At 62.4% G+C, this 17,203-nt stretch carries 19 protein-coding genes and 1 tRNA gene; 9 read left to right on the top strand and 11 right to left on the bottom strand.

Going from position 1 to position 17,203, the window contains the following annotated elements:
- Window positions 1-224 precede the first annotated feature (224 nt).
- Window positions 225-1,142 carry a LysR substrate-binding domain-containing protein gene (locus tag AC1RZR_RS19865; RefSeq protein WP_477279236.1) on the top strand — a complete coding sequence of 306 codons (918 nt, stop codon included), beginning with the start codon at window positions 225-227 and terminating at the stop codon, window positions 1,140-1,142.
- Between the two features lie 38 nt (window positions 1,143-1,180).
- Here AC1RZR_RS19865 and AC1RZR_RS19860 read toward each other — a convergent pair whose 3' ends face one another.
- Window positions 1,181-1,627: an iron-sulfur cluster assembly scaffold protein gene (locus tag AC1RZR_RS19860; protein WP_477279234.1), complete on the bottom strand. Its 447-nt coding sequence runs from the start codon at window positions 1,625-1,627 to the stop codon at window positions 1,181-1,183.
- A 240-nt stretch (window positions 1,628-1,867) separates the two neighbouring features.
- On the opposite strand from AC1RZR_RS19860, the gene folE reads away from it, so the two are divergent.
- The 3 genes from folE (at window position 1,868) to AC1RZR_RS19845 (ending at window position 4,110) form a co-directional block, all read left to right on the top strand.
- Window positions 1,868-2,503, top strand: coding sequence for a GTP cyclohydrolase I FolE (gene folE / locus AC1RZR_RS19855; protein ID WP_477279232.1), 636 nt, complete (start codon window positions 1,868-1,870; stop codon window positions 2,501-2,503).
- Window positions 2,504-2,592: 89 nt separating this feature from the next.
- Window positions 2,593-3,054, top strand: a complete 462-nt coding sequence (hisI, locus tag AC1RZR_RS19850; protein WP_481829084.1) for a phosphoribosyl-AMP cyclohydrolase — start codon at window positions 2,593-2,595, stop codon at window positions 3,052-3,054.
- Between the two features lie 84 nt (window positions 3,055-3,138).
- Complete coding sequence (locus tag AC1RZR_RS19845; protein WP_477279230.1) at window positions 3,139-4,110, top strand: patatin family protein; 972 nt, start codon at window positions 3,139-3,141, stop codon at window positions 4,108-4,110.
- A gap of 225 nt (window positions 4,111-4,335) precedes the next feature.
- Here the strand turns inward: AC1RZR_RS19845 and recJ are convergent, their stop codons facing one another.
- The 8 genes from recJ to AC1RZR_RS19805 form a co-directional block, all read right to left on the bottom strand.
- On the bottom strand, window positions 4,336-6,120 hold the full coding sequence (gene recJ / locus AC1RZR_RS19840) for a single-stranded-DNA-specific exonuclease RecJ (RefSeq protein WP_481825696.1): 1,785 nt from the start codon (window positions 6,118-6,120) through the stop codon (window positions 4,336-4,338).
- 244 nt (window positions 6,121-6,364) lie between these two features.
- Window positions 6,365-6,598, bottom strand: coding sequence for a DUF6434 domain-containing protein (locus tag AC1RZR_RS19835; protein WP_481825695.1), 234 nt, complete (start codon window positions 6,596-6,598; stop codon window positions 6,365-6,367).
- A 91-nt stretch (window positions 6,599-6,689) separates the two neighbouring features.
- A complete protein-coding gene (gene glpX, locus AC1RZR_RS19830) occupies window positions 6,690-7,673 on the bottom strand; it encodes a class II fructose-bisphosphatase (protein ID WP_481825694.1) in 984 nt (327 codons plus the stop codon).
- 202 nt (window positions 7,674-7,875) lie between these two features.
- Complete coding sequence (locus AC1RZR_RS19825; protein WP_258593979.1) at window positions 7,876-8,043, bottom strand: Thivi_2564 family membrane protein; 168 nt, start codon at window positions 8,041-8,043, stop codon at window positions 7,876-7,878.
- Between the two features lie 72 nt (window positions 8,044-8,115).
- Window positions 8,116-8,475, bottom strand: a complete 360-nt coding sequence (locus AC1RZR_RS19820; RefSeq protein WP_477279222.1) for a hypothetical protein — start codon at window positions 8,473-8,475, stop codon at window positions 8,116-8,118.
- Window positions 8,476-8,610: 135 nt separating this feature from the next.
- On the bottom strand, window positions 8,611-9,924 hold the full coding sequence (locus AC1RZR_RS19815; RefSeq protein ID WP_477279220.1) for a homoserine dehydrogenase: 1,314 nt from the start codon (window positions 9,922-9,924) through the stop codon (window positions 8,611-8,613).
- A 45-nt stretch (window positions 9,925-9,969) separates the two neighbouring features.
- On the bottom strand, window positions 9,970-11,187 hold the full coding sequence (locus AC1RZR_RS19810; protein WP_481825693.1) for an LL-diaminopimelate aminotransferase: 1,218 nt from the start codon (window positions 11,185-11,187) through the stop codon (window positions 9,970-9,972).
- Between the two features lie 61 nt (window positions 11,188-11,248).
- A complete protein-coding gene (locus AC1RZR_RS19805; protein WP_481825692.1) occupies window positions 11,249-11,563 on the bottom strand; it encodes a hypothetical protein in 315 nt (104 codons plus the stop codon).
- A gap of 170 nt (window positions 11,564-11,733) precedes the next feature.
- On the opposite strand from AC1RZR_RS19805, the gene phaC reads away from it, so the two are divergent.
- The 5 genes from phaC to AC1RZR_RS19780 all read left to right on the top strand — a co-directional run bounded on the left by phaC (window position 11,734) and on the right by AC1RZR_RS19780 (window position 16,197).
- Entirely contained in the window at window positions 11,734-13,569 is a 1,836-nt protein-coding gene (gene phaC / locus AC1RZR_RS19800) for a class I poly(R)-hydroxyalkanoic acid synthase (protein ID WP_481825691.1), read from the top strand.
- 213 nt (window positions 13,570-13,782) lie between these two features.
- Window positions 13,783-15,030 carry a YcbK family protein gene (locus AC1RZR_RS19795; protein WP_481825690.1) on the top strand — a complete coding sequence of 416 codons (1,248 nt, stop codon included), beginning with the start codon at window positions 13,783-13,785 and terminating at the stop codon, window positions 15,028-15,030.
- Between the two features lie 64 nt (window positions 15,031-15,094).
- Window positions 15,095-15,223, top strand: coding sequence for a hypothetical protein (locus AC1RZR_RS19790; RefSeq protein WP_477279210.1), 129 nt, complete (start codon window positions 15,095-15,097; stop codon window positions 15,221-15,223).
- Window positions 15,209-15,283: transfer RNA gene (locus AC1RZR_RS19785), tRNA-Glu, on the top strand. Before AC1RZR_RS19790 ends, AC1RZR_RS19785 begins: the two co-directional genes overlap by 15 nt.
- Before the next feature lie 218 nt (window positions 15,284-15,501).
- Entirely contained in the window at window positions 15,502-16,197 is a 696-nt protein-coding gene (locus AC1RZR_RS19780; protein WP_481825689.1) for a hypothetical protein, read from the top strand.
- Between the two features lie 178 nt (window positions 16,198-16,375).
- Here the strand turns inward: AC1RZR_RS19780 and AC1RZR_RS19775 are convergent, their stop codons facing one another.
- Window positions 16,376-16,780, bottom strand: a complete 405-nt coding sequence (locus AC1RZR_RS19775) for a TadE/TadG family type IV pilus assembly protein (protein WP_477279206.1) — start codon at window positions 16,778-16,780, stop codon at window positions 16,376-16,378.
- A complete protein-coding gene (locus AC1RZR_RS19770) occupies window positions 16,770-17,189 on the bottom strand; it encodes a TadE/TadG family type IV pilus assembly protein (RefSeq protein WP_481825688.1) in 420 nt (139 codons plus the stop codon). Before AC1RZR_RS19770 ends, AC1RZR_RS19775 begins: the two co-directional genes overlap by 11 nt.
- Window positions 17,190-17,203: the final 14 nt, after the last annotated feature.

The raw sequence follows: 17,203 nt of genomic DNA, 5'->3' as shown, positions 1-17,203 counted from the left end.
GCCTGTCAACCGAAGGCGCCCAGCGGCCAGGACTGATCGGCCCTTCGCGGCGCCTTGCATGCCCTCTGTCGTCACGCCATTGAAACGTCACGATCCGCATGACATCGCCGAAGATGCTCAGAAACTGGATCATGGTCATGTCTCCTTTGGCGCGATTAGACCGCCGCTGGCCTTCGCCTTCAAACGAGTATAATTTCCACTTCGGATAATCCTGGGTTATGCGAATGAAGCGCGGACGCCTGCCGCTGACGGCATTGAGGAGCTTCGAGGCGGCGGGCCGGCATCTGAGCTTCAGCAGGGCCGCCGAAGAGCTTTTCGTCTCGCAGGCGGCGATCAGCCGGCAGATCCGCGAGCTCGAGATCTTCCTGCACCGGCCCCTGTTCGAACGTCACCATCGCCGCGTCGAACTGACCGATACCGGCCGCCGGCTTCTGGATCAGCTGGTCAAGAGTTTCGACGCCATCGACACCTTGCTCGGGGAATTGGTGGCAACACCGGCGCAGTCCGTGGTTCGTGTCAGTGTCGAGCCATCACTTGCGTCCATGTGGTTGGTACCCCGACTCAATCGGTTTCGCGAATTGCGGCCCGATATCGACGTCTCTCTCGAAGTCGATCCAAGGCCGATCGAGTTCCGCAGCGATCAGCCCGAACTGGCTTTGCGCTTCAGCGCGCATGCCACCTCGTGGCCACGCAGCGAAGCTGAGCGGCTTGCCTCGACAGCCGATTCACCGGTGCTGTCGCCGGCGCTGCTCGCCTCGGGCCCTGCCCTCGAGAAGCCGATCGACCTTGGCCGCTACACGCTGTTGCACGAGGAAAACCGTCAGGGTTGGGCACGCTGGTTCGAAGCGGCTGGCGTACCCGCCGATGCCGTGCCCGCGCGCGGCCCTATCCTGGCTGATACGTCGCTTTCAAGACAGGCCGCCGTGCTCGGACATGGCGTGGCGCTGGGCGATCTCTTGCAGATCGGTGGGGAAATCGCATCCGGCGCGCTGATCAAGCCGTTCGACATCGACGTCGCATCCGGCGCCTATTGGCTGGTGGCCAGGAGCTTGCGCGACCTCTCTGAGCCGGCCGCGGCCTTCGCCGACTGGCTGAGAAGCGAATTTGCCGAAAGCAGACGGACGCTGGAAGCGCGGGCTTAAGGCGGAGCTTCCTAGGCGGCACTCTCGCCAGCTTGCCATCAGGCCGCTTGTTCGGCGCGCTTTTTCTCGATCTGGCCGATGGCATCGACGACCGCGTCGAAGGTGAGCATGGTCGACGCATGCCGCGCCTTGTAGTCGCGCACCGGCTCCAGATATTTCAGGTCCGCGAAGCGGCCGTCGGGCGGGGTGCCATTTTCCTTCAGCATCTTCAGCATAATGTCGCGCACGGCTCGCAACTCTTCGGCACTCGCGCCGACGACATGCTGTGCCATGATCGAGGATGACGCCTGGCCGAGCGCACACGCCTTCACGTCATGAGCGAAGTCGGTGACCACGCCGTCCTCCATCTTGAGATCGACGGTGACGGTCGAGCCGCACAGCTTGGAATGCGCTTTCGCGGTCGCGTCAGGATGCTCGAGGCGGCCGATGCGGGCGATGTTTCCGGCAAAACCGAGAATTTTCGCATTGTAGACGTCGTTGATCATTATTTTCCAATCCGTCGCCGCCAAGCGAACAGCGATTGCCGCTGTCGTGTCTTCCTTTCGCTCGTCATGACCATATATAATGCTGGCAGTCCGGTATCGACAAGACAACGAAAGCCAGTGTCCTTGCCGGGAAGTTCACGCCACTTGCGGGGCTGGAAACGGGGCGAGTTTCCGACACCGAAAGGTCGTGGTCCGTTCAACTCGTTCCTCCGCCGAGAGGAACTACGGGAGACGCCTTTTATGGATGCCGTCATCAAGAAACTCATGCCCCAGTCAGCCTATATGGAGAAGCCGGTCACCGACCGGCCGAGCGAAGCCGAAGTCGAGGCCGCCGTGCGCACGCTTTTGCGCTGGACTGGCGACAATCCGGACCGCGAAGGGCTGGTCGACACGCCGAAGCGGGTGGCCAAGGCGTTTCGCGAAATGTTCGGCGGCTACGACATGTGCCCGGCGGAGGAGCTTGGCCGCACCTTCGAGGAGGTGGCCGGCTATGACGACCTGGTCATCGTCAAGGACATCCAGTTCCACTCGCATTGCGAACACCACATGGTGCCGATCATCGGCAAGGCGCATGTCGGCTACCTGCCGGATGGCAAGGTCGTCGGCCTGTCCAAGATCGCGCGCGTGGTCGATATCTTTGCCCACCGGCTGCAGACCCAGGAGGCCCTGACTGCACAGATCGCCGGCGTCATCCAGGATGTGCTCAATCCGCGCGGCGTTGCCGTCATGATCGAGGCCGAGCACATGTGCATGGCCATGCGCGGTATCCGCAAGCAGGGTTCAACCACCCTCACTTCGACCTTCACCGGCGTCTTCAAGGACACGCCCGAAGAACAGGTTCGTTTCGTCACCATGGTGCGCGGCGGCGGGGTGTAAGCCCTCGCCCATATCGCCAGACCATGATCCCGAAAAGTGGAGACCGGTTTTCGGACAAGATCATGGTCAAAGAGGAAAATAGACCGGCGATGTCGGCACTGGAATTTCCCAAAGCTTCGTCAGACGAGAAGGCGCTCGAGGAAGGCGCGGTGTTTTCACCGCGCTTCGACGCAGCTGGCCTCGTCACGGTCGTCGTCACCGACGCCGAGGACGGCATGCTGCTGATGGTTGCGCACATGAATGCGCAAGCGTTGGCGTTGACGCTGGAGACAGGCATCGCCCACTACTGGTCGCGCTCCCGCAACGCGTTGTGGAAAAAGGGCGAAACCTCGGGTAATTTTCAGCATGTCGTCGAGATGCGCGCCGATTGCGATCAGGATGCATTGTGGCTGCGCGTCAAAGTGTTGGGCCACGACGCAACCTGTCACACGGGCCGACGTTCATGCTTTTATCGGACGGTGGGCCTGGTTGACGGCAAGGGGACGCTTGCCGACGACGGCAGCAAGCCGCTGTTCGATGCGGAAAACATCTATCGGAAACCACCAGCTTGAACCTTCTGCCTGACATCAGCGACATAGATTCATCATTTCGATACGGCCCGCCTGTATATTAGCCGTGGGACAAGGGAGATCATGATGCTCGAGTGGGCGTCATTGCGTAACAGACCAGATGTCAGGGAGGCCAATGGCCTGTCCTCGTCAGGCGGCGCATCCGAAACAACACCGCCAGGGAAAACCGGCATTTCGCTCGCCTTGGGTGGCGGTTGCGCCAGAGGCTGGGCACATATCGGCGTGCTGCGTGCACTTGACGAAGCCGGCATCGAAGTCTCGATGATCGCCGGCACCTCGATCGGGGCGCTGGTCGGCGGCTGCTACCTTGCCGGCAAACTGGACGAACTGGAAGAATTCGCCCGCAGCCTGACCAAGCGGCGCATCTTCGGCCTGCTCGATCTCAACCTGCGCGGCAGCGGCCTGTTCGGCGGCATGAAGCTCGACGCCCGGCTGCGCGAGCATATGGCCGGCATTCGTTTCGAGGACCTGGTCAAGCCGTTCGTCGCAGTCACTTCCGAAATCCGCACCGGTCACGAAATCTGGCTGTCGAGCGGCTCATTGATCACCGCCATGCGCGCCTCCTATGCGCTGCCCGGCGTGTTCGAGCCGGTGAATTGCAATGGCCGCGTGCTGGTCGACGGTGCGCTGGTCAACCCGGTTCCTGTCTCGGTCTGCCGCGCCTATGAGCAGCCCCTCGTGGTGGCGGTCAACCTTCACTATGATCTGTTCGGCCGCGCTGCCGTCATCAAGCACAGCGCCGGCGAACTGGTCGTCGAAAAGGACGCACCGCGGCCCGGCCACATCGACCCCCAGCACCAGTCGCATCAGACGCGGCTCGGCATCACCGGCGTCATGGTCGAGGCCTTCAACATCATCCAGGACCGCATTTCCCGCGCCCGGCTTGCCGGCGATCCGCCTGACATGTCGCTGCAGCCGAAGCTCAGCCATATCGGCCTGACCGAATTCCACCGCGCCGACGAGGCGATCAATATCGGCTATCAGGCGACGATGGCGCAGATCGGCGAACTGACCCGGCTGCAGTCCGTTCTGGCCTAGGCCTATCTGCCGTTCGCCGTGCAGGGCATGCTGCTGCGCACTTCCAATTTCGTTCGCTTCGCCATAACCCGATTGCAAGATGCAATTGGTTATGCTCGTTTGCTGGGCGCTGCAAGCCGTACTTCCAGTCCGGCCCATTGTTGACATTGAGGCCGCTCGGCACGGAAAGCCTTGCCCAGAGCGTGACACTGCTGCGTTACGCGCCAGCAAGCTGAGTTGGCGCGACTAAGCACGCGCCGCATCGGTGATGCGAAACTGAACCGTGCGGTTGCCGTTCCAGTGATTGCCTGAAAGCGAGCCGGCGACATGGATTGTCTTGCCCCGGTTCTTGAACAGGAATTCGCCAAGTGCGGTATCGACCGCGCGAAACGCGATCGCCTGGATGCGGCCGCCGCTTTCCGACTGCAGCTCGATGCGGATGTGGTTGGTGCCAACCGGCCGTGCATCGGCCAGCCGATGACGCGGCAGCACGAAGACCGGTGCTGCATGCCCGGCGCCGAAGGGTCCGGCCTTCTCCAGCGCGTCGAGCAAGCCAAGCGTCGCGCCTTCGGCGGCAAGTGCACCATCGATCGCCAGGCTTTCCTCGCCTTGCAGGCGGAACACATCGGCCGCCGCCCGCTCTTCGAAAAACGCCCTGAGCTCGCCTAGCTTCGCCCGCTCCACCGTGATGCCGGCCGCCATGCCGTGGCCGCCGCCCTTGACGATCAGCCCGGCATCGGACGCTTCGCGCACCAGCCGGCCAAGGTCGAAGCCCGACACCGAGCGGCCCGAACCGGTGCCGATGCCATTGGCGTTGAAGGCGATGGCGAAGGCCGGCCGGCGCGCGTGATCCTTCAGCCGTGACGCGAGCAGGCCGACAATGCCCGGATGCCAGTTGTTGCTGGCGGTGACGACGATCGCCGGGCCATTGCCGCCGGCCAGCTCGGCATCCGCCTCGGCGCGCGCCGCCGCCAGCATCTCCTGCTCCATCAACTGCCGCTCCTGGTTGAGGCGGTCGAGCGTTTCGGCAATGGTGCGCGCCTCGACCGGGTCGTCGGTCGCAAGCAGGCGGCTGCCCAGTGCGGCATCGCCGATGCGCCCGCCGGCATTGATGCGCGGGCCGATCAGATAGGCGAGATGGAAGGTGCTGATCGGCTCGCCGATGCGCGACACTCGCGCCAATGCGGCGAGCCCTTCGTTCTTCTGCTGGCGTGCCATCTGCAGCCCCTTGACGACGAAGGCGCGGTTGACGCCGGCAAGCGGCACCACGTCGCAGACGGTGGCGAGCGCGACGAGATCGAGCAGCGAAAGCAGGTCCGGCGGCGTGGCATCGGCCATGCGCCCGCGCAGGATCCTGGCCGTCTGCACCAGGGCGAGAAAGACCACGCCCGCGGCGCAGAGATGACCCTGCCCGGAAAGATCGTCGTCGCGGTTCGGATTGACGACAGCGATTGCCGCCGGCAAAGCACCGCCGACCTGGTGGTGATCGAGCACGACGACATCGGCGCCGACAGCATTGGCGGCATCGATGGAAACGGCGCTGTTGGTGCCGCAATCGACAGTGACGATCAGTGTCGCGCCGCGCGAAACGAGTTCGCGCATGGCTTCCGGATTGGGACCATAGCCCTCGAAAATACGGTCCGGAATGTAGATTTCCGACGGCACCGAGAAATGCGCCAGGAACCGCTTCAGCAAGGCCGACGAGGCGGCGCCGTCGACGTCATAGTCGCCGAAGATCGCCACCTTTTCCCTGGCCATCACGGCAGCGGCGATGCGGGCCGCAGCCTCGTCCATGTCGGTCAGCGATGCCGGATCCGGCAGAAGGTCACGGATCGTCGGGTCGAGAAACCGCTCGGTCTGCTCGGCGGAGACGCCGCGACCGGCAAGCACCCGCGCGACGATGTCGGGCACACCGTGGCCCTGCGCGATGGCGAGCGCAATCATGTCCTGCCGTTCAGTCAGCCGGTGCTCCCAGGAAACCCCGGTAGCCGACTGCCTTATATCGAGGAAGAGGCGTTTCTCGCCTGTCATGCGGTTTGCCAACTCATAATTGGCCGCAGGATAATGCATGTCGCCCAAAAAGTGTGCAGCGGTTTTGGGACAACCACATGCACAAACAACAACGTAAAGCGCGTCGCGTGAGCGCGCCGCGCTTTAGAGCAATTCCAGGAAAAGTGTGAAACGGTTTTCCGTCCGGAATTGCGCCAAAACAAAGCTCTAGGCCAAAGGCAGGCAAAGCCAAGCGGTTCGCGGTGATGCGCCGTCGAGGGAGATTTCAAGAAAACGACGCTTTCCGCTTTTCAGCCTGGCGCCGAAGCCATTCGTCGGCCGCATCGCCCATCGTCTTCTCCGCACCGTCCTTGAGCCAAGCCATGAAAGGCCGATCGAACCTGAACGCATCGCCGCATTCGCGGGTGAAGAAGCGGCGCACGTTCTGGGTATTGCGATAGGATTTCGTAATGGCGGTGGCGCGCGAAATCGGATCCGCGTGCCAGTCGAACGGGTTCATCGTCAATTCCTTGCGGCCGGCATCATCCGATGCAGCCACAGGGCTAACAACTGCGATGCCGGTCCGCAAGCACCCGAGCCAACAACAGAGACTAGAACTTGTCCAGATCCTGATGGCGCGCCTTGATCTCGCGCACCGTCCGCGACGACGAGCGCAGCACGATCGTGTGGGTGGTGATGGTGTTGCGGCCGAACTTGACGCCGGCCAGCATGTTGCCGTCGGTGACACCGGTGGCCGCGAACAGCACGTCGCCGCGCGCCATGTCTTCCGCTTGATAGACCCGTTTCGGATTGGAAATACCCATCTTCGCGGCACGCGCGACCTTTTCCGGCGTGTCGAGGATCAGCCGGCCCTGCATCTGGCCGCCGGTGCAGCGCAGCGCCGCCGCGGCCAGCACGCCCTCCGGGGCACCGCCAGTGCCGAGATAGATGTCGATGCCGGTTTCCTCAGGGTCCGTGGTGTGGATGACACCGGCGACATCGCCGTCGCCGATGAGCCGGATCGCGGCGCCCGTGGCGCGCACGGCGTCGATCAGCTTGCTGTGGCGTGGCCGGTCGAGGATACAGGCGGTGATGTCCGATACCGCGACACCCTTGGCGCGGGCGAGGCTGGCGATGTTCTCGGCCGGCGAGGCATCGATGTCGATGACGCCGTAGGCATAGCCCGGGCCGATGGCGATCTTTTCCATGTAGACGTCGGGCGCGAACAGCAGGCTGCCCTTCTCGGCGATCGCGATGACGGCAAGCGCATTGGGCAGGTTCTTGGCGCAGATCGTCGTGCCTTCGAGCGGATCGAGTGCGATATCGACCGCCGGGCCTTTGCCCGTGCCGACTTCCTCGCCGATATAGAGCATCGGCGCCTGGTCCCGCTCGCCCTCGCCGATCACCACCGTGCCCTTGATGGCAAGCCGGTTGAGCTCCTCGCGCATGGCGTCGACGGCGACCTGGTCGGCGGCCTTTTCGTCGCCCCGACCGCGCAGCCTGGCGGCCGCGACGGCGGCCCGTTCGGTGACGCGCACCAGCTCCATGGTGAGTATCCGGTCAAGGCCGGCGACAATGTTCTGGGCCACATTCATTTGGCAATTTCCTCGTTGATATGCGGCCTCCCGCCGGAGGCGCATCCCTTTTGTCAAACGAGCATGACAACGGCAAGACCTGGCGAAAATTTTATCAAATAGCCAGCAATATCAATCGATTAAATCGCATTCTTGAAACGAAGCCGGCCCGGTCGCAAAGAACCGGGCCGGCTTGAAAAGTGAAACTCGATACCCTTCTGGCCTAGAAAACCGCAAGATATTTGAGCAGGGAAATGATGCCGATGATGATGACGATAATCTGGGCGATCTGTCTCATCCGGGCGTCGAGCGGCAGACGCTGAACCAGATAGAGAACGAGGATGATGACGAGGAATGTGATCAGGATGCCGATCAACATGGATGAAGCCATAATGCCCTCCTGGAAATGATGTTTTTGAAAACAGAGAAATGAGCCGGCGGGGCCGGTTCCGTCACGACGCGATCAATACCAGCGGCGCTGCTGCGTGTCGTTCATCGACTGGCCAATGGCAAGACCGGCCAGAAAGCCGAGCAGACCGATCACGCCGACCACGGCGGTCGTCGTACCGGGGTTTTCGCGCGCGACTTCCGACACCGCCTGGGCCTGGCTGCGCAATTGCTGGGTGGTCCGCGACGCGCGGGCTGCGGCCGTTTCGTAGAAATCCGAAGCCTGTTCGCTGGCGTCATCGAGCATTTCCGCACCCCGCGCCGAAATGCTCTTGTTGATCTTGGTGATCTCCTTGCGCAGTTCAGCGATCTGTTTTTCCAGCGTTTTCTGGATGTCGTCGATGTGGGGGTTATCGGATTTGCTGGTATCGGCCATGAAGCGGTTCCTTTGGTTGCTGACCAAGAGAACGGCGGCGACGCCAATTCGTTCCGGTCGGGTGGTGGCTCATTGCCATCAACCGATGCGCAATACCGGCGGGATTCTTGCCTCCGCGCGGCGACCAGACGGGAGCTATCCTGCCCGCTCGATGCGAATGACCTGCGGCTTGTCGGTCAGATGGCCATCCTTGGTGATGCCGTCGACGGCCTTGCGCACGGCGGCTTCGGTCGTCTCGTGGGTGACGAGGATCACCGTCTTCTGCGCCGCCGCTTCACCATTGACCGCATGCTGGACGATCGATTCGAGCGAAATGTCATTGTCGGCCATGCGCTTGGCGATCGCGGCAAACACGCCGATGCGGTCATGCACGGTCAGCCGGATGAAGTAGCCGCCGGCATGGCTGCGCATCTGTGCCTTCTTGTAGGGTTTCAGCTCCTTGGCCGGCCGGCCGAAGACCGGACCGTGCTGGAAGCCGGGCCGGCTCTTGGCGATATCGGCGATGTCGCCGATGACGGCCGAGGCAGTGGCGTTGCCGCCGGCGCCCGGACCGGAAAGCAGCAGTTCGCCCAGTATATCGGTCTCGATCGCCACCGCATTGGTGACGCCATGCACCTGCGCGATGACCGAGGCGGTCGGCACCATGGTCGGGTGCACGCGCTGTTCGATGCCGCTGTCGGTGCGCTGCGCGACACCCAGCAGCTTGATCCGGTAGCCGAGATCGCCGGCCGCGCGGATATCGGCCTGGGTGATGTTGGAAATGCCTTCCATGTAGATATCGTTGGCGGCGATCCTGGTGCCGAAGGCAAGGCTGGTCAGGATCGACAATTTGTGCGCCGTGTCGTGACCCTCGATGTCGAAGGTCGGATCGGCCTCGGCATAGCCGAGCCGCTGCGCGTCCTTCAGGCAGGCGTCGAACGAGATGCCCTCGGCCTCCATGCGGGTCAGGATATAGTTGCAGGTGCCGTTGAGAATGCCGAACACGCGGGTGACCGAATTGCCGGCCATCGCCTCGCGCATCGTCTTGATGACCGGGATGCCGCCGGCAACCGCCGCCTCGTAGTTGAGCAGGACGCCGCGCTTCTCGGCGATTTCGGCCAGCGCCACGCCATGCTTGGCCAGCAGCGCCTTGTTGGCGGTGACGACGTGACGGCCGGCTTCGAGTGCCGCCTTCACCGACGACCGCGCCGGGCCCTCGTCGCCGCCGATCAACTCGACAAGCACATCGATATCGGCGGTCTGCGCCATCTTGACCGGATCGTCGAACCATTTTGCCGAGCTGACATCGACGCCGCGATCGCGTTTCCGGTCGCGCGCCGAGACCGCCGTGACGACGATGTCGCGCCCGCATTGCCGGGTCAGTTCCGCCGCTTTGTCGCGCAGCACGCGCGCCACCGACGCGCCAACCGTGCCGAGGCCGGCAATTCCAACACGCAGTGCTTCAGCCATGGCCGGCGACGTCCTCAAAATTCGATCAAATTGTGTACGGCAAACTTACCGGTGAGCGGAAAGCGGCACCACATTGTTGGGTTGCTTTGCACTGCTCGACAGGAAGCGCTTGATGTTGCGCGCCGCCTGCCGGATCCGGTGCTCGTTCTCGACCAGCGCCACGCGCACGAAATCGTCGCCATGTTCGCCGAAGCCGACACCGGGCGCCACCGCCACGTCGGCATGTTCGATGAGCAGCTTGGAGAATTCGAGCGAGCCGAGATGCCGGAACGGTTCCGGGATCGGCGCCCAGGCGAACATCGATGCCGCGGGTGCCGGAATGGCCCAGCCGGCGCGGCCGAAGGAGTCGACCATCACATCGCGGCGCTTGTGATAGATGTCGCGCACCTCGGCGATGTCGGCGCCATCACCGTTGAGCGCGTGTGCTGCCGCAACCTGGATCGGCGTGAAGGCACCATAGTCGAGATAGGACTTCACCCGCGTCAGCGCCGAGATCAGCCGCTCGTTGCCGACGGCAAAGCCCATGCGCCAGCCGGGCATGGAGAAGGTCTTCGACATCGAGGTGAACTCGACGCAGACGTCGATGGCACCCGGCACCTGCAGCACCGAGGGTGGCGGATTGCCGTCGAAATAGATCTCCGAATAGGCAAGGTCGGACAGGATGATGATGTCGTTCTTCTTCGCAAACGCCACCACGTCCTTGTAGAAATCGAGCGAAGCGACCAGGGCCGTCGGGTTCGACGGATAGTTGAGGATCAGCGCCAGCGGCTTCGGGATCGAGTGACGGACGCCACGCTCGAGCGCCGGAATGAAACCGTCGTCCGGCTCCACCTGCAGCGAACGGATGACGCCACCCGACATGATGAAGCCGAAAGCGTGGATCGGATAGGTCGGATTGGGGCACAGGATCACGTCGCCGGGGGCGGTGATCGCCTGCGCCATGTTGGCGAAGCCCTCTTTCGAGCCGAGCGTCGCCACCACTTGCGTGTCGGGGTTGAGCTTCACGCCGAAGCGCCTGCTATAGTAGGCGGCCTGGGCGCGGCGCAGGCCCGGAATGCCGCGCGACGAGGAATAGCGATGTGTGCGCGGATCGCGCACGACCTCGCACAATTTGTCGACGATGGCCTTGGGCGTCGGCAGGTCCGGATTGCCCATGCCGAGGTCGATGATGTCGGCGCCGCGCGAACGGGCGCTGGCCTTGAGCCGGTTGACCTGCTCGAAGACGTAAGGCGGAAGCCGGCGAACCTTGTGAAATTCTTCCATGGCAGTTCCAGACAGCGAAAGGGGGCCCAGATATCTGAGGCTTTGGGCGCGCGCTATATACTTATTTGCAGGTAGGGTCGAGGGCGGGGTCGCATTTGCCTTCGATCTGCTTCAGTGTTTCGTCGCCATGCTTTTTGGCAAGATCGGTGAGCGCCGCCTGGTCGGCCACGTCGGGGCTGGCGTTTTTTGCCCCCTGCGCGCTCTCATCCGCCTTCAATTGCGCAAGCTTGGCGTTCTTCTCGGCATCGGTGAACTGCGGCGCCGCCACTTGCGGCTTGATGTTCAGGTTCGGAAAGGTCCCGGTATCCTTCGGACCGGTGCCCGCCGCGACCGACGTCGTGCCGCTGGTGCTCGAGCATCCGGCAATCGCCAGCACGACGATTGCCGCACCGATGCGGCAAAAACGTCCAGCACCGAAAAAAACAGTCTCGCCAATGTTAATCGTCATATTGTTTCCTTGGCAGCCGGGGTAGAGCGAGATTGGACCCGGTCGGATGTCCCATGTTAATATGTCAAGAAAAGGCCTCGGGAGGAACCCCGCGAACCATGTCCAAAACACCCGATTCGGGCAAAGCGGAAGATGACGAGCCTTCGACCGTCGAGCAATATCTGGTGAAGGACCCGGAACGCTTCGCCCTGAACATGGCGCGCATGATCGAGCAAGCCGGCAAGGCGGCCTCCGCATGGGCCGAGCCGCGCGAAAAAGGCGACGTGCGCGATCACGTCGCCGAGCCGGTAGTCGACATGGTCAAGACCTTCTCCAAGCTCAGCGAATACTGGCTGTCCGATCCGCAGCGCGCGCTGGAAGCGCAGACGCGGCTGTTCTCCGGCTATATGTCCGTCTGGGCCAACGCCATTCAGCGTACCAGCAACGCCGCGGAAGCGACGGAGGATGCAGTCAAGCCGGAGCGTGGCGACAAGCGCTTCCTCGATCCCGAATGGGGCCGAAACGCCTTCTTCGATTTTCTCAAGCAGGCCTATCTCGTCACCTCGCGCTGGGCGGCCGACCTGGTCGAGCACGCCGATGGCCTGGACGAACACACCCGCCACAAGGCCGGCTTCTACGTGAAGCAGGTGGCCAACGCCATCTCGCCGTCGAATTTCATCCTGACCAATCCGGAACTGTTTCGCGAAACCGTCGCCTCGAACGGCGAAAACCTGGTGCGCGGCATGAAGATGCTGGCCGAGGACATCGCCGCCGGCAAAGGCGACCTGAAGCTGCGCCAGGCCGACTACTCGCCCTTCGAGATCGGCAGGAACATCGCCACCACCCCCGGCAAGGTGGTCGGCCGCAGCGATGTCGCCGAGATCATCCAGTACGATCCGGCGACCGAGACTGTGCTCAGGCGACCGCTGCTGATCTGCCCGCCATGGATCAACAAGTTCTACATCCTCGACCTCAACCCGCAGAAATCCTTCATCCGCTGGGCGATCGAACAGGGCCACACCGTGTTCGTCATCTCCTGGATCAATCCCGACGAGCGCCACGGCACCAAGGGTTGGGAAGCCTATATCCGCGAGGGCCTGCAATACGGCCTCGACACAATCGAGAAGGCCACCGGCGAACGCGACGTCAACGCGATCGGCTATTGCGTCGGCGGCACGCTGCTGGCGGCGGCACTGGCGCTGATGGCGCAAGAAGGTGACGACCGCATCAAATCGGCCACCTTCTTCACCACGCAGGTCGATTTCACCCACGCCGGCGACCTGAAAGTGTTCGTCGACGAGGAGCAGGTCGCGGCGGTGGAAAAGTCGATGAGCGAAAAGGGCTACCTCGACGGCACCAAGATGGCGACCGCCTTCAACATGCTGCGCTCCGGTGACCTGATCTGGCCCTATGTCATCAACAACTACATGCGTGGCAAGGATCCCCTGCCCTTCGACCTGCTCTACTGGAATGCCGATTCGACCCGCATGGGCGCGGCCAATCATTCTTTCTACCTGCGCAACTGCTATCTCGAGAACAACCTGTCGCAAGGCATGATGGAACTGGCGGGTCACACGGTCTCACTCGGGGATATCACCATCCCGATCTACAACCTCGCCGCCAAGGAAGATCACATCGCGCCGGCACTTTCCGTGTTCCTCGGCTCGAAATACTTCGGCGGCAAGGTCGACTACGTGATGGCGGGATCGGGCCATATCGCCGGAGTCGTCAATCCACCGGCATCCAACAAGTACCAGTACTGGACCGGGGGGACGCCAACGGGCGACTTCGGCCAGTGGATAGCCAAGGCCACCGACCATCCCGGATCCTGGTGGCCGCACTGGCAAAACTGGATAGAGGCCAAGGACAACACCCGCGTGCCGGCCCGCAAACCCGGCAAGCATATGAAAACCTTGGGAGATGCTCCCGGCACCTATGTGAAAGTGCGTGTGTAACGGACTGTAATGTCTGGTGAGTTGACGGGCCGGTAAAAGCGGGCGAAATGGTGTCGTCAACCATCAAGCAGTCGTAATTCGGCAATCTCTGCAAAAATACTTCCAGGCTTGCGGATTTGACACAGGTCTCGTTTCCGGAGCGGAGACAAAGGTCACCTCGACGCTGACATCAGTGCTGCACGAGGATATACCGACCGGACATCGAGGGGGAATTTGAGTTTGAAACCAGCAGGTTGGAGCCTCGCAAAGGGAGAACGCCGCGCCATCGTGGCAGCGCTCTGCTCCGTGCTTCTGGCTTCCTGCACCTCGGCCGGCGACCCTACAATGTCGGTTGGAATGCCCGGCTACAATGCCACTGCATCGGACATAAGCGCTGCCTCGAGTGGCAAGTCGACTGCTGTCGTCGATTCGACGCAGACCACGACCGAGCAGACGATCGTGATGACAGCGAGCGATACGGCGCTTCCCGAGAAGGTCGCCTACGTTCCGATAGCCAAGCCGCAGGCCGCCTTTCCGCTGACCACGCCGGCAGGCACCGAGACGATCGCCGGCAACACCCCGCAATCCCTGCAGCAGCCGGCGCAGACGGCGCAGCAGACCGACGCGGTTGCCCAACAGATTGCTGCGGCCGATGCCGGCGTGAACGCGCCGAAGCCGACAGCTGCTCCGGCGATGGACAATCCGGTCTATGTGACGGCAGGCGAGATGCCGCAGGCCGACGCGCCGAAGAAAAGGGGCTTCCTGGCCTCGATGTTTGGCGCCACGCCCGCTTCGGCAGCACCGGCGCCGCTTATCAACACAAGGTCGGGCGAGCCGCCCGCGGCGCAAGCCAAGCCTGAGCCAGCAGCGGCAAAACCGATCATCACGCTGGCCTCGGCCAATTCCACGGCAAAACCGGTGCAACTGGCTTCGATCGGCGGCGATACCGGCCACATAACCGGTAGCGATGCGCTGCCCGGCGTGCGCCAGACGGCCCTGTTCGAGATCAAGCGCAAGTCCGGCCTCGATGATGAGAGCGACGTTGACCTCAATGAGGACGAGGGTCCAATCGGCGGTTCCTATCAGGTTGCGTCCGCCGCCGGCCTTGCCCGACTGGCGCCCAACGGGTTGCTCAAGCAGAACGAGAGCGTCGATGTGGCTTGCCTGAAGCCGTCGCTGGTTCGGGTCCTGAAGACGATCGAAGGCCACTACGGCCGCAAGATGGTGGTGACCTCGGGTTATCGCGACCCGGCCCGCAACCGCCGCGCCAATGGCGCCAAGAATTCGCTGCACATGTATTGCGCCGCTGCCGACATCCAGGTCCCCGGCGTTTCGAAATGGGAGCTGGCGAGCTACATCAGGACCATGCCGGGCCGCGGCGGCGTCGGCACCTACTGCCACACCGAATCCGTGCACGTCGACGTCGGCCCCGAGCGCGACTGGAACTGGCGCTGCCGTAGGCGCAGCGGCGGCGACGGCTAGTCTTCCCCATTCTGCCCAGATTTGCAGGCCGGCCACGCGGCATGGCTCGCGGGATACCGGAACCATGCCGGACCTGGCGAAATCCCTGATTGAAAAGGCTGGAAAAAAGTTGTCCAAGGCGGCAACTGACGGGTTGCCGGTTGCGCGCAACGTCAGTATAAGCCGCTTTCATCTGAGCGCGCCCATCGTCTAGCGGTCAGGACACCGCCCTTTCACGGCGGTAACAGGGGTTCGATTCCCCTTGGGCGTACCAGAGATTTCAAGCACTTGTTGTCGTTTGTTCGGATGTGTCGAATATCCGGCAAATACACGCCTGCGAACAGCGGGCGTCCGATCCTGGCTTTGGGCGCGAGGCCAGCGACGCCATTGCGCTTGATGGCGGCATAGGCACGGCTGCCGGCGCCGACCCAAGTCTTCCTTCATGAATCGAATCTATAGTCGAATTGGGTGACTATCGGCGGAGGCCTGCTGTTGACACGTAGCAACAAGACTATCGCCATTGTTGTCGCCGCCGCTCTTGCTATCTGGTTCCTGGGTCCGAGACTGCTTGGATTCAGAAGCTGGGAATGGCATCAGAAGCTCGTGCTGGAGGTCGACACTCCGGCCGGCGCCAAAACTGGCGGCAGCACCGTTGCAATTTACGCCAACACGGAGCCGAAATGGATCCCGATTTCAGCGGCGGGCGGTATTCATAGCGAGATCAGAGGGGAAGCATCCTTCGTGGAGGTCTCGCCTGGCAGATATCTCTTCGCGGTGATTCGCGCCCAAGATGAGGCCGAGCGCGCGGTCGTTTCCTTCCATTTCCAGAAGGGCGCCACAAATTCCCAGATTCTCAGTGCATTGGACACCAAGCGCGGGACAGGCTTCGTACCGTACATTTATTACCCGCAACTCCTGACTTTTGATGATCTTTCCGACCCAAAGTCGGTGAAAGAGGTCGACCCTCGCAACCTCGAGGCGACTTTTGGCCCTGGTGTCTCCCTTAGGCGCATCGCATTGCAGGTTACCAACGAACGAGTGACAGACGGTCCCATAGAAAAAATCTTGAAGTGGTTGCCTGACTATTGCGGAATTCTCTTCGACCGGAGTCGATACGAGAGCTTGTCTGCCCCCAACAGGCTTGCCAATTCATTGAGTTCTGGAGTGTTCAAAGTGCCCTGCAGATAATGAAGCGCCCGGCAACACAATGGGTCAAGTTGGGCCTTGTTGACACCGGCGTTGACGGCAACCGCGTCTTCGGCGGCCTGCTGCCACCGTGTCCCTGACTTCCGATGATCCCTGAATAGCAAGTGACCAGGCTTGCGTCACTTGACCGCCAAAGCCCACACCCAGGCAGGCCACATGCCTAGCTGCCGACCAGCGGCACGGTAACGGTGGTCGCGTAGTTGATCGGGTAGGAGCTGAGGTAGGGGAAGTCGATGACGAAGGCATAGGTGGCGGTCAGATGCGCCATGCGGAAGCCACCGCTCGCCGGATCGATGGCGATCGTGACATTCACATCCTTCAAACCCAAGGCCTGCAATTTCTGTGTGGCGATCGTTTGGATGTCGGCCTGGGTCAGCGTGTTCTGAAGCTGCAGCGAGCGTGAGGATGTCTCCAACGCATAGCGAACGCTGGACACGGAGTTCATCGACCAGCCGAAGGCGAAGATCCCGAACAGCAGAATGATGAGGAAGGGCGCGATCAGCGCGAATTCCAACCCAGCCCCGCCGGATCGATCCCACCTGAACGCGCCTGCCCTAGCGGACACGGATCACCTCCTGGTGGCCAATGACACTGGGGGCGGAAAAGACCCCGAAGGTGAAGGGCGGCGTCCAGGTTGCCGATGCCTGGATCTGGACATAGACCGATGGCACCTTCGGCCCACTGCACAATGTGGCAGCGCCGACCACGGTCGTCCCGCACTTGTAGATCCGGCTTAGCGTGACCTGGCCATCCGCCGGCCGCTTCTCCCAGCTTGAAATGGCAACGGCCTGGGTCGCCGTATCATTGGTCGATCCTGCCATGATCAGATTCGCTGCGGTCTTCACACCGGCGCGCATCGACAGCGAGCTCGTCATGTAAGACCAGCCGTCGATGATACCGAGCAACGCCACGCACAGGAAGGGCAGGACCATCGCGAACTCGACCGAGGCAACGCCCGCATCATCGCTCAGCATCGGAGTCGATGGGC

The organism is Mesorhizobium bavaricum (assembly GCF_056781655.1).
This window is presented reverse-complemented; position numbering and strand designations above follow the sequence as displayed.

What these genes read in the sequence shown, in the direction of transcription:
- phaC (WP_481825691.1), top strand. Translation starts at nt 11,734, where the DNA reads ATGTCCAAAACACCCGATTCGGGCAAAGCGGAAGATGACGAGCCTTCG.
- AC1RZR_RS19845 (WP_477279230.1), top strand. Translation starts at nt 3,139, where the DNA reads ATGCTCGAGTGGGCGTCATTGCGTAACAGACCAGATGTCAGGGAGGCC.
- glpX (WP_481825694.1), bottom strand. Translation starts at nt 7,673, where the DNA reads ATGAATGTGGCCCAGAACATTGTCGCCGGCCTTGACCGGATACTCACC.
- AC1RZR_RS19860 (WP_477279234.1), bottom strand. Translation starts at nt 1,627, where the DNA reads ATGATCAACGACGTCTACAATGCGAAAATTCTCGGTTTTGCCGGAAAC.
- AC1RZR_RS19835 (WP_481825695.1), bottom strand. Translation starts at nt 6,598, where the DNA reads ATGAACCCGTTCGACTGGCACGCGGATCCGATTTCGCGCGCCACCGCC.
- folE (WP_477279232.1), top strand. Translation starts at nt 1,868, where the DNA reads ATGGATGCCGTCATCAAGAAACTCATGCCCCAGTCAGCCTATATGGAG.
- AC1RZR_RS19815 (WP_477279220.1), bottom strand. Translation starts at nt 9,924, where the DNA reads ATGGCTGAAGCACTGCGTGTTGGAATTGCCGGCCTCGGCACGGTTGGC.
- AC1RZR_RS19810 (WP_481825693.1), bottom strand. Translation starts at nt 11,187, where the DNA reads ATGGAAGAATTTCACAAGGTTCGCCGGCTTCCGCCTTACGTCTTCGAG.
- hisI (WP_481829084.1), top strand. Translation starts at nt 2,593, where the DNA reads ATGTCGGCACTGGAATTTCCCAAAGCTTCGTCAGACGAGAAGGCGCTC.
- AC1RZR_RS19770 (WP_481825688.1), bottom strand. Translation starts at nt 17,189, where the DNA reads ATGCTGAGCGATGATGCGGGCGTTGCCTCGGTCGAGTTCGCGATGGTC.
- AC1RZR_RS19825 (WP_258593979.1), bottom strand. Translation starts at nt 8,043, where the DNA reads ATGGCTTCATCCATGTTGATCGGCATCCTGATCACATTCCTCGTCATC.
- AC1RZR_RS19820 (WP_477279222.1), bottom strand. Translation starts at nt 8,475, where the DNA reads ATGGCCGATACCAGCAAATCCGATAACCCCCACATCGACGACATCCAG.
- recJ (WP_481825696.1), bottom strand. Translation starts at nt 6,120, where the DNA reads ATGACAGGCGAGAAACGCCTCTTCCTCGATATAAGGCAGTCGGCTACC.
- AC1RZR_RS19865 (WP_477279236.1), top strand. Translation starts at nt 225, where the DNA reads ATGAAGCGCGGACGCCTGCCGCTGACGGCATTGAGGAGCTTCGAGGCG.
- AC1RZR_RS19790 (WP_477279210.1), top strand. Translation starts at nt 15,095, where the DNA reads ATGCCGGACCTGGCGAAATCCCTGATTGAAAAGGCTGGAAAAAAGTTG.